The sequence below is a fragment of the uncultured Gemella sp. genome, from assembly GCF_963529685.1.
GTDB lineage: Bacteria > Bacillota > Bacilli > Staphylococcales > Gemellaceae > Gemella.
In genome coordinates this window covers 1-11772 of record NZ_CAUSAI010000051.1, presented here as the reverse complement: position 1 = coordinate 11772, position 11772 = coordinate 1, and the positions used below count along the sequence as shown (strand labels likewise).

At 33.0% G+C, this 11772-nt stretch carries 8 protein-coding genes; 7 read left to right on the top strand and 1 reads right to left on the bottom strand.

Going from position 1 to position 11772, the window contains the following annotated elements; all coding sequences use genetic code 11:
- The 7 genes from RWS90_RS07055 to RWS90_RS07025 form a co-directional block, all read left to right on the top strand.
- Window positions 1-1766, top strand: a 1766-nt coding sequence (locus RWS90_RS07055) for an LPXTG cell wall anchor domain-containing protein (RefSeq protein WP_314549971.1), incomplete at its 5' end; no start/stop codon positions are given.
- Between the two features lie 90 nt (window positions 1767-1856).
- On the top strand, window positions 1857-3773 hold the full coding sequence (locus RWS90_RS07050; protein WP_314549969.1) for a hypothetical protein: 1917 nt from the start codon (window positions 1857-1859) through the stop codon (window positions 3771-3773).
- Window positions 3774-3888: 115 nt separating this feature from the next.
- Window positions 3889-5199 carry a heme-binding Shp domain-containing protein gene (locus RWS90_RS07045; protein ID WP_314549967.1) on the top strand — a complete coding sequence of 437 codons (1311 nt, stop codon included), beginning with the start codon at window positions 3889-3891 and terminating at the stop codon, window positions 5197-5199.
- A 10-nt stretch (window positions 5200-5209) separates the two neighbouring features.
- Window positions 5210-6169 (top strand): heme ABC transporter substrate-binding protein IsdE, encoded by a 960-nt coding sequence (isdE, locus tag RWS90_RS07040; protein ID WP_314549964.1) that lies wholly within the window; start codon window positions 5210-5212, stop codon window positions 6167-6169.
- Window positions 6170-6276: 107 nt separating this feature from the next.
- The gene (locus RWS90_RS07035) at window positions 6277-7251 is read left to right on the top strand and encodes an iron ABC transporter permease (RefSeq protein WP_314549962.1); all 975 of its coding nucleotides are present in this window, start codon (window positions 6277-6279) and stop codon (window positions 7249-7251) included.
- The gene (locus RWS90_RS07030) at window positions 7251-8015 is read left to right on the top strand and encodes an ABC transporter ATP-binding protein (RefSeq protein ID WP_314549959.1); all 765 of its coding nucleotides are present in this window, start codon (window positions 7251-7253) and stop codon (window positions 8013-8015) included. Before RWS90_RS07035 ends, RWS90_RS07030 begins: the two co-directional genes overlap by 1 nt.
- A gap of 235 nt (window positions 8016-8250) precedes the next feature.
- Window positions 8251-10431 carry a cation:proton antiporter gene (locus RWS90_RS07025; RefSeq protein WP_314549958.1) on the top strand — a complete coding sequence of 727 codons (2181 nt, stop codon included), beginning with the start codon at window positions 8251-8253 and terminating at the stop codon, window positions 10429-10431.
- Between the two features lie 67 nt (window positions 10432-10498).
- On the opposite strand, the gene RWS90_RS07020 is transcribed toward RWS90_RS07025, so the two are convergent.
- Window positions 10499-11772: DUF1542 domain-containing protein (locus RWS90_RS07020; protein ID WP_314549956.1), on the bottom strand; the 1274-nt coding region annotated here is incomplete at its 5' end.

The following is an 11772-nucleotide window of genomic DNA, read 5'->3' as shown; positions in this document are numbered from 1 at the left end:
AAGCCGAAGCCGACAAACTAGCTAAAGAAAAAGCTGAAAAAGAAAAAGCCGAAGCCGACAAACTAGCTAAAGAAAAAGCTGATGAAGCTGCCCGTCTTGAAAAAGAAAAAGCTGAAAAAGAAAAAGCTGAAGCTGACAAACTAGCTAAAGAAAAAGCTGATGAAGCTGCTCGCCTTGAAAAAGAAAAAGCTGAAAGAGAAAAAGCTGAAGCTGACAAACTAGCTAAAGAAAAAGCTGAAAGAGAAAAAGCCGAAGCCGACAAACTAGCTAAAGAAAAAGCTGAAAAAGAAAAAGCCGAAGCTGACAGACTAGCTAAAGAAGTAGAAAAAATCCAAGCTGAAAACAAAAAAGCTGAGGAACAAGCTAAAAAAGAGGCTGAAACTGCCAAAGAAACAGTAACTAAATTAGAAGCTGATAAAGCTCAATTAGAAAAACTAGTTAAAGAGAAAGAAGAAGCTATAAACAATGCTACTACTGAAGCTGAAAAAGAAAAATTAGCTACAGAAAAAGCTACAGCTGAAAAAGAACTTACAGCAAAAGCAACTGAATTAAAAACTGAAACTGATAAAGCAGTTAAACTTGAAAATAAAGTTGAAGAAATCAAAAAATTAGAAGAAGTTAAAAAAGATGCTGTAGGGAAAATTCAAGCTGAAAACAAAGAAACTGTAAAAGAAGCTGAAGTTGCTAAAGAAACAGTAACTAAATTAGAAACTGATAAAGCTCAACTAGAAAAACTAGTTAAAGAAAAAGAAGCTGCAATAAACAATGCTACTACTGAAGCTGAAAAAGAAAAATTAACTACTGAAAAAGCAGCAGTTGAAAAAGAACTTACTGCAAAAGTAACTGAATTAAAAACTGAAACTGAAAAAGCTGTTAAACTTGAAAATAAAGTTAATGAAATTAAAAAATTAGAAGCAATTGTAAAAACTGCATCTCTTAAAGATACTTTAGTAGCTAATATTGTAGAAAATGGTTCTTCTGAAAAAGTTACAGTAACATTTGATAATACTGCTAAAGAAGTTGATCACTTAGTCGTACAAAAAGCTGATGAAAAAACTGTAGCTGATGTTGAAAAAGTTGTTAAAAAACATGATGAAAATCTAAGTGTTGTTAAAACAATCGATCTTCACTTCGCTGATTCTAGTAATAATGAAATCAAAAAACAAGGTGGAACACGTGCCGTTACAGTAGCTGTAGTAGCAAATGAAAATGATAAATTAGAAGTTTACTATGTAAATGGTGATAAATTAGAAAAAGTTCCAAGTGCTTATAATTCTAAAACTAAAGAACTTACATTCTTTACAAATCACTTCAGTCGTTACACTATCGTAAAAGAAAAAGAAGGTGAAACTGATCAAAATACTTCAGTACCAGTAGCACCTGCCCCATCAACTGACTCTACTAAACCTGTAGTGACAGACAAAAATGAGGCGCTAACTAAACCTGAATTACCAACATTAGAATCTAGTAAAGGTGAAGCTCTAGTTCAACCTGAATTACCAGCATTAAATATCAATGAGTTAAGTAAAGAACAAAACGTAAGAGAAGAAGCTGAAGCAACTGCACAAAACATCTTCGGTCAAGTAGACAACAAAGAAAACAAAAATGTTGAAGTAGAAAAAACTGTTGCTCAAAATACTTCTCAAACTGTAGCTAAAGGACTTAAACAATTAGCTAAAACTGGACTAAATGCAACAGCAACTGCTGCACTAGGTGTATTAGCACTACTATCTGCTTTAGTATTACGTAGAAGAAACAACAAATAATATAAATAATAAAATCTTTATACAAAGGGGTAACTTACCTCTTTGTATAAAGTCATGTATAGAGAATTTTTAAGGAGGATTAACAAAAACATGAAAACTAATAAACTATTAAAAATTCTGTCCGCAGCAACGATTATCTCTACAATTGCTGTGGTAGATTATTCAACAACAGCAAATAACAGTAAGGTTACTTTAGCTGCTGATACTCAAAATCCAGAAGTAGAAGTAGACGGTAAATTAATGCACGCATACGAAAATAGACCTTCGATGGGGAATGCTTCATTAGTAAAAACTACTGTACAAAAAGTTAATAACGGATATAAATATAAAGTAATTTGGAAAGATATTTCTTATATGGGAATCACTGGTGGTATAGGTAATTTTTGGATTAACGGGGAAGAAGTACCTCTAAAATCTATAGAATTACCAGGTATTTTAAATCCAAAAGTAGCAGAATTTACTCTACCTACTTTAGAGAGCCGTATCCCTGTAGAAGTATTCGTTGAAGCTATGGATAAAATAATGCATGGTGGCGGTAAACAACGTGCATTTCTTCAAATCGAGACAAAAGGATTAAAAGAAAAACTAACTTCTAAAACTCCTGAGACTGCTCCTGCATCAAATTCAGGAACTACCCAACCTACAACACTAGCTAAACCTGATGAAACTGAATCTGTTCCTTCAGCAGCAGATTCAACGGGTACTCCATCTAACTTGAATATAACTAATAATACTGGATCTACTACTCCTAAACCAACGGCGACTCCAAAACCTAACACTCCTGATAATGTTAACCCATCGGATAAACCTCAAGGTTTAGTAGAGAGTCCTACACAACCTAAAGCAACTACATCTACTCTAAAACCTACTCCTTCAGCTACTGCTACTTTCTATAAAGGAGTAAAAACAACATTGCTAAATGCTTACCAACCCGATAGAAAATCTATGGGGGATGCAGCTTTAGAGCATAATAATGTTACTGTATTTAAAGAAGGAAGTACTTACCACTATATCGTAAGATTCCATGATCTTTCAACTAGAGGATTCACTGGTGGAATCTCTAAATTCTGGGTAAATGGTAAAGAGTATCCTGTTAACTCAACTCGTGGTGCTAATAATCAAGTAGAAGTACATTTCACTTCTTCTGAAAAACTTTCATCAGTACCTGTTTCAGTATTCGTTCAAGTTATGGAAGATATTATGCCTGGTGGTGGTAAACAAAATGCTACTTTATCATTTGACTGGTCTAATGTGACTGAACAACAAGGGCAACCTATAACTGGTGGAAATCCTGGATCTAGTGGATACACTCCAACTCCTGGTTCTAGCAACCCTGGTTCTAATACTGGAGGGCAACCTACTTCACCAATTACTACTTCAACAACACCAGCGCTTCCTGCTGCTGCTCAAGGTCAAGGTGTAGAAGTGCCAGTTACTTTCTACGATAATGTAACTGCAACATTATTAAACGCATATGAAGCAGGTCGTGCGTCTATGGGGAATGCAGCATTAGACGGAATCACTGTATTCAAACATGGTGATACTTATCACTACAAAGTTCGTTTCCACGATATTAAGGTAGGAACTCTTACAGACGGTATTACTCGTTTCTGGGTTAAAGGAACTGAATACCCTGTTGTAAAAACAGGGGGTGCTATGAACCAAGTAGAAATCCATTTCACATCTAACGAAAAACTAACTAACATTCCTGTTTCTGTTTTTGTACCAACAATGGAAAGCATTATGCCTGGTGGTGGTAAAAAAGATGCAATCCTTAGCCTTAACTGGTCTAACGCTACAGAAAGACAAGGAACTGCGGTAATTGATGGTGGTCAACCTGGAGCAAGTGCTGCTGGTAATGGTGCTGGTGCTTCAACTCCAAAAGGTGGACGTCTAAACAACGGTAGACTATCTAACACTGGATTAGAAACATCATCATCAATTCTTGCAGGGGCTCTTACTCTAATGAGTGCCTTCATAGTAGGTAGAAGAAAACAACAAAAATAAAATAGTAAGATAATACCCCGCTAATAAGCATACTATTATCTACTCCAAAAGGCGGGAAGTTTTCCCGCCTTTCTTATTAAAAATTAAATAATACAAAAGAAAGTGAGTTTATACAATGAAACGAATTTTAAAACTATTAACAATAGTTATCGCTACATTAGCGTTTATATTTACATCTAGTAATGTTCCTTTCATTAAAAATGTACATGCTGCTGACAGAGTATATAGCGTTCCTGTGGAACTATGGCACGCTGAAAACAGTGGTCGTCTTTCTATGGGGAATAATGCACTAGCTACACATGCTACTGTAAACGTTCATGATAATAACACTTCTACTATTACTGTTCAATTCACACCAATGGATTTCAGTAATATGCACGGTCACTTATTATCACTTAGTATTTATTCATCTCCTATTTTCTCAGGAGGTCTAACAGCCGCTTCTGTAACAAGTACTTATAACGATATAAACTTAGATGGTGGTACAAGTACTTATCCTGGTACATTAGGCTTTAATTTTGGAGAAGCTAAACCTGATAAAGTCGGTGTTCGTGTTTCTGTTGATGCTATGAACCAAATTATGGGTGGAGATGCATCTCAAAATGCTATTATTAAATTTAATTGGTCTGGTGCTTCTTTAGTATCGGGTTCTGAAGATAATTCTAAAGATAAAGATAAAAAAGAAGACAATAAGAAAAAAGAAGAAAACAAAGACAAAAAAGATGAAAATAAAGCTCCAGAAGGATTTGTTACTAAAAAACTAGAAGATTACTTCAAAGCAGATCAAAAAACAAAAAATACTGGTCTTTATAACCTTGATATCACAGGTTCATATTTAAATCCCCTTACTGGAATTACTGCAGATGGCGGAACTAAAAATACTGCTATTGGCGAAGGTATGGTACAAGGGGTAATCTCTCCTATTAATGCAGGTGGAGATTTAAATGATGCTCTTAAAAATCAAAAATCTAACGGTGAAAAACGTTGGTCTAAAGCTATGCTTCAACGTACAAAAGATGGTAAACTATATGCTACTGTACGTATCCACTTAATGAACTGGGTTCAACGTAGCAAAGAACAAGGTCCTTTCATTAAAGTTCTTCAAAAAGACGGAGAATTCAAACAAGTGGAAGCTACTGAAACAAAAGTAAACATTGAACAATATAAAGATAGTTATGTTGACTATCGTTTTGAAGTACCAAATGAGAATTTCTTAGCTATGGTGCAAATGTATGTAGAACCTATGAATCGTCCTGTTCGTTACTTCGTGGAAGTTAATACCGATACTATTAAAAACGGAAATGATGGTTTAGATATGGAAGTTATTAAAGAAGCAAACTACACACCTTATTATTTAGGTGGTATAGGAGTTCTTGCAATAGCTGCTGGACTTTACTTTCCTCGTAAAAAAAGAAAAAATAACTAGGAGATAATTCATGAAAAGAAAACTATCCCTACTATTTACACTACTTCTAGCCAGTATTTTAGTACTTACTGCTTGTTCATCACAAAACAAAGCCGGTAACACAACAGGAACTGATCCTAGTCTAGCTGATAAAGCATTTAATGAAACAATAGACTTAACAGGTGTAAATAAAGATAAAAAATCTGAAGAAGAAAATGGTAAACGTATAATAATGGATTCTGTAGCTCTTGCTCAAGTAGCTAATGTTCTTGACATTAAGTTAGCAGGTGTCCCTACTACAAGATTAGGACGTATGCCTAAAAAGTATGACAATACTGTTCAAATTGGTCTTCCTATGAATCCAAATATGGAGGTTATTAAGTCGATTAATCCTTCTATTGTATATGCGCCAGATAGTTTACAAGACTGGATAAAAGAAGGATTCGAGAAAAATAAAATACCTTATAAATTTGTAGACATTCGTAGTGTTAACGGGCTATACGCTGTAACTGAAGAACTTGCAAAAGAATTCGGTAAAACTGAAAAATTCAAAGAGTTAAAGAAAGAACACGATGAATTCTTCGCTAAATTCAATGAAAAAATCGCAAATAAAAAGAAACCAAAAGTTTTAGTTCTAATGGGATTACCTGGAAGTTACATGGCAGCTACTGAAAAATCTTATGTTGGTAACCTTGTAAAATTAGCAGGTGGTGAAAATATCGTTAAAGGTAATGAAGAATTTAAAAATCTAAACTTAGAAACTGCTTTAAACGATAAACCAGATTTCATTTTACGTACTGCTCATGCTATGCCTGATACCGTAAATGAAATGTTTAAAAAAGAATTTGAAAACAATAAGAGTTGGTCTCACTTTGATGCGGTAAAAAATAATAAAGTTGTCGATTTAGATAGCTCAATGTTTGGTATGACAGCTACATATGATTACCAAAAAGGATTAGAAAGTCTATACAGTATTTTCTATAGTAACTAATACTTAAAAACCAGAAGTAGCATATTGCTACCTCTGGTTTTTTACATAATTTAAATTATAAACTACATATGTTATACTAGACATATAACTATATAAGGAGGTTCTTGATGTTTAACAACAAAAAAACAATCACTTTTTCTGTTCTTATTCTACTTTTATTAAGTACAGTATTTTTTGCAGCAAATAGTGGTAGTATAAAAGCTAGCGTCGGGCAATTAGCTGTTGGTATCTTTACTGGAGAATACGCCAATGTTAATGCCATTATCGACGTTCGTTTCCCAAGAATTATTATAACTATATTAGTCGGTGCTGCTCTTGGCGTGAGTGGTTTATTATTACAAACCGTATTAAAGAATCCACTTGTTGATCCTAGCATTATAGGTGTTTCTAGTGGAGCTAGCCTATTTTTATACTTAGGATTAGGATTATTACCACAATTTATGGTGTTTAAATCTGTATTTTCTATCATCGGTGGTGTCCTTGGTTTCTTAATCATTTATTACTTAGCTGGTAGAACAAAAAACAATGTTAAGATTATTTTGATCGGTATTGCGATAAGTTATTTCTTTACAGGAATACTAAGTTCTATGCAGTATTTAAACCAAGCTAACTCTACTACTTCATCAGCATTCAAGACTGTCGGTTTAGGTACTAAAAACTGGGATGATGTTTCATTATTATTAAGTTGGATTCCAATATTACTAATTATTAGTTTCTTCTTAGCTAAACTATGCAATATATTTGCTTTAGATGATAATATTATTAGTTCACTAGGAATCAATATTAATATGATTCGCCTGCTAATCTCATTTGTTGCGGTGGCTCTTGCTTCTGTTTCTACGGCTGTTGCTGGTGTTATGGTATTCTTGGCTCTTATTACACCTCATATTGCTAAGATTGTAATTGGACGAAATCATATTTATACTATTCCATTTAGTGCTTTACTTGGAGCATTTATTCTGCTTTTATTTGATACAATCGGTCGTGTTATTTTCGCACCAATAGAAATACCTGCTGATTTAATAATGATGATTATAGGTGGACCTGCATTTATTATTTTAGTCAAGAAAGGAGTAAGTTAATGGGAAATATTATAGAAATTAATAACCTTACGTTTAAGTATGATAATAAAAATGCTCTTTTTGAAGGTCTAAATGTAAATATTGAAAAAGGTAAGATTACTACCCTACTTGGTAAAAATGGTTGTGGTAAAAGTACTCTTATAAAAATATTAGCAAAAAATTTAAACTATAATTCTGGAAGTGTGAAAATCGAAGGTAAGGAACTAAACTCATATTCATTAAAAGAGCTTGCGAGTATTCTTGCAATTGTTTATCAAAAGAATGAAACTCCTCGAGAAATTACCGTCTATGATATGGTTAGTTTCGCTAGACTTCCTTATCAAAATATCTTCTTCTACAAACCTAACGCTAGTGATGTTGAAAAAATTGAATTTGCATTAGAAAAAACTAATCTATTAGCTTACAAAGATAAACGTGTAGATGAATTATCTGGAGGTCAGCTTCAACGTGTTTACATCGCAATGGCACTTGCACAAAGTACTGATATTATTATATTAGATGAGCCTACTACTTTTCTTGATATAAAATATCAAAAATCTATAATGCAGCTTGTAAGAGAGCTTAATAAATCTCTAGGAATTACTATTATCATGGTACTACATGATATAAACCAAGCACTGGCATACAGTGACAACATTATTGCTCTGCTTGATGGAAAAGTAATTAAAAATGATAAAGCCGCTAACTTTTTTGATGAAGATCTTCTAAATAAACTTTACGATGCTGATATCAAAATAGAAGATGGAAAAGTAATTAGTTGGTAAATTTACTAACAATATATGAAAAAATTAAATCAATCGCTATGTCTAAGTATTAATATTTTGACATAGCGATAATTCTATATATAAAACATTGACAATATCTACCAAACATAAAACCTTGTTAATTCTAAGTTTACATAAAGAAATTCGAGGTTGTATTATCATTGAATTTAGTACTAATTGATAGTAAAATATATTAGTACAAATTAATTATATAATAATTGCAAAGGAGTTTCTTATGGAAATACTAACTACACTTGGGATACTAATAGTTATTGTTATTCTTGGTTCTTTTCTTAACAATATTATCCCTCGTATTCCAGCCGCTTTATTCCAAATAATACTTGGTGCTGCGGTAACATTTATCCCTAATCTTCCACTTCATTTTGAGTTTGAATCAGAGATGTTTATGATGTTAGTTATCGCTCCCTTACTATTTACTGACGGTTTTAACTCGTCCTTAAAGAATATCTGGCTATACAAACGACCAATTATATATATGGCAATATTTTTAGTTCTTGTGACTGTAATTATAGTTGGTAGCATAATTCATTTATTGCTTCCAATGATTCCATGGGCAGCATGTTTTGTTTTAGCTGCTATCTTATCACCTACAGATGCTGTTGCTGTTAAATCAATAACTAAAGGAATGAAGCTACCTAAAGGACTTATGGCTATATTAGAAGGTGAATCACTTCTTAATGATGCTTCTGGTCTTGTATCATTTAATATTGCTCTTGCCGCCGTTCTTACTAATACATTTTCAATTACTAATGCAGGGTATAAATTTTTAGTTGTTGCAGGAGGTGGCGCAATCTTTGGACTTATTATTGGGATAGCATTCTCTTATATTAAGTTTATATTCTCAACAAAATTTGCTGACGAATTTAATATTTTAGTTATTTTTCAATTAATAACACCAGTTATAGTTTTCTATCTTGCAGAACATATTGGTGTCTCTGGTATCGTAGCTGTAGTAACTACAGCGCTAGTTTACAACTATCAAAGAAAACTTCACTTACTTACTGTTGTAAGTAGTGATGCTGCAGTAACTATAGATAGTACTCAACAAATTGCAAGTTATGTTCTTAATGGCTTCGTATTTACATTTTTAGGATATTTACTTCCTGAGATTTACCATACAATGTTTAACAATAGAGAGATTGATATAGTATATGGATTCATTATTTCATTAGTGATTGTTTTAGGTCTAATGATTGTTAGATTAGGATTTGTTTATTTAAACTACATATCATTCCAACCTCATCACTTTACGACTGCTAGAAAAACAGCAAAAATAATATTAAATAGAAAATTTGACAAAGATAACTATTCTAGATTTAGCTATTCTTTAATTGCTAGTTTATGTGGTATTCACGGTACGGTTACACTTGCTACGGCACTTATGATTCCCGTTGTAACTGCCACTAGAGATAGCTTCCCACTTAGAAATACCATCTTATTTATTGCAAGTAATGTCGTATTATTAAGTATTATAACCGGTACAATCGCCCTTCCTCTTGTTGTTAAAGGTGAGGATGAAGAAAAAGAATATAATCAATACTCTCTTCGTGAGAAAATCCTAGAAGGGACACTTGAAGAACTGAAAGAGCGCGATATTTCTAAGAAATCTATAGAAGAAAAAGTTGCCTATGCTTTTGAAATAAAAAGTTTACACGAACTAAAAGCATACTTTAGAAACATGCAAACTGGAAGATTTAAAAATACAAACGAACCATTGTCACTACACAAAAAAATAATGAAAGCTCAAGATAAAGCTCTTCCTGAAATACTTAAGGACAATCCAAACATTGAGCAAATTTTAGAAATTTCTAAACTTATGCAGCTTAGAAAATCTTTCTTATTTACTTATTCGATACCAAAAAACTTATTACTTAATTTAAGAATATATGCAAAAGAATCCAAGCTAAAACGCCGTTTAACCCGTCATTTTGTAGCTAAAGATCTAACTCCAGAATTCTATGAGAAACTTAAAGAAAAAGTTCCCAAAAGAAGAAAAGAGAACTTTACAAGTAAATTAGATGAAATTAAACAAAGAGCCGAAGCTTCTTCTAGCCAAATTCAGGCTATCATTGATTGCTCGCCTACAGTAAGAAAAGTACTTCTTGAGACAGCCTATAAGGTTATTGATGAAAAGTGTTCAGATCAAAATACTGCAGAATTCGTTAAAGATGTATATAGATACTACTCATTCACTTTATTTGAAGTATTTTTAGAAGACATCGATTTCGAAGAAGAACTTAAAGAACTTCAAATGGAGTTAGTTCGACTTTTAAAATATAGAATATTAACGATGAGAAAATTAAACTATATTTCTCTAGAAGATTCTTACACGGCTCTTCGCAACTTAAACTTCAGCGAATCTATGATTTTCCCTCGTGAAACTGAAGAAGAATAAAATAAAGAAACTGACCTCAAGTTAGATTATTATCTAAACTGAGATCAGTTTTTATTTAGGTTATTTTTTATTTAGTAAATTCCACTACAAAGTCATAACCTTGTTCTGTTCTTGCTCCAAAATAGGCGTCATTTACTTTATATCCACGTTTTTTCACTTTAGCAATTTTTGTTTGTATAGCAGCTTTGACTTGCTCTACTGTTGCATTTTTAGGAAGTTTTATAGTATTATCTCCATCCACATCCAATGCACCCGCTATTCCTGGTAAAGTTTTTAAGTTAAAGTAAATATTAACATTTACATTTTCTTGTGCTTCTGTTGATCTTTTTGCCCTTCTTTGTGTTGCAGGTGCTTTTCTAAAACCTGTATTACCTGCTGATTGAGTCTTAGCTTCTTTTGTGAACTCAACAACATAATCATAGCTATCACTTCCTTCAACGATTTGATCTAAGTCAGTAGTTGAAGTTACTTTAAATCCTTGGTTATTTAATTTCTCAATTTGAGATTTTGTGTGTTCTTCAATAGCTTTCTTAATTTCTTCTTTTGTAGCATTTCCTGATAAAGTTAACATATTGTTTTCTCCTACTTCACCTAATGCTCCGGCTATGTCTTTAAGTGCTGTTAAATTATAGTAGATATTTATTTGTTTAGTTTTATTTGATAAATCTCTTTTTACTACTTTTTTAGTTCTAACTTGAACTTCTGGCGCACTTCTGAAACCTGAAGTTCCTGTTGTCGCAGTTTCCGATGTTGCAACTGGTTGTGGTTTTGCATTTGGTGTTGAATCTGAAGTTGCTTCTGTTGCCGGCTGTGTTGGCGATGTTGCCGTAGCTTCACCTGAACCATGACCTATTACCGTACTTCCATTAGCAATAGTAGTTCCTTCATTACGTCCATTGGTTAGATTATCTTTATCAAAATTTGGAGCTGGTAGTTCCTCGCCTGGAACATTAATTCCATCAATTTTTGTTTGATACTCATCCGCAACAGTTACAGCAGCATCGTGATCTTTAGCATTATTTATTGCTTTTAATGCTTCATCTTTTAATTCATTTAATTTTTCTTTTAATTCTGCTTTTTCTTTTTCATCTTTAACTTTTTCAATTTCACTAAGTTTTGAAGATGCAATTTTTTCAATAATATCTTTTCCATCTTTTTTCGCTTCCTCAAATTTTTTATCTTTAGGAGCTTCTTTTTCAGTTGGATTTTCTGCTTTCGGCGTTGTTCCTGCTGCTGGTTCTTCCGCTTTTGGTGTTGTTCCTGCTGCTGGTTCTTCCGCTTTTGGCGTTGTTCCTGCTGCTGGTTCTTCCGCTTTTGGCGTTGTTCCTGCTGCTGGTTCTT

Coding starts and splice junctions, on each gene's coding strand:
- RWS90_RS07025 (WP_314549958.1), top strand. CDS start 8,251: ATGGAAATACTAACTACACTTGGGATACTAATAGTTATTGTTATTCTT.
- RWS90_RS07050 (WP_314549969.1), top strand. CDS start 1,857: ATGAAAACTAATAAACTATTAAAAATTCTGTCCGCAGCAACGATTATC.
- RWS90_RS07030 (WP_314549959.1), top strand. CDS start 7,251: ATGGGAAATATTATAGAAATTAATAACCTTACGTTTAAGTATGATAAT.
- RWS90_RS07045 (WP_314549967.1), top strand. CDS start 3,889: ATGAAACGAATTTTAAAACTATTAACAATAGTTATCGCTACATTAGCG.
- RWS90_RS07035 (WP_314549962.1), top strand. CDS start 6,277: ATGTTTAACAACAAAAAAACAATCACTTTTTCTGTTCTTATTCTACTT.
- isdE (WP_314549964.1), top strand. CDS start 5,210: ATGAAAAGAAAACTATCCCTACTATTTACACTACTTCTAGCCAGTATT.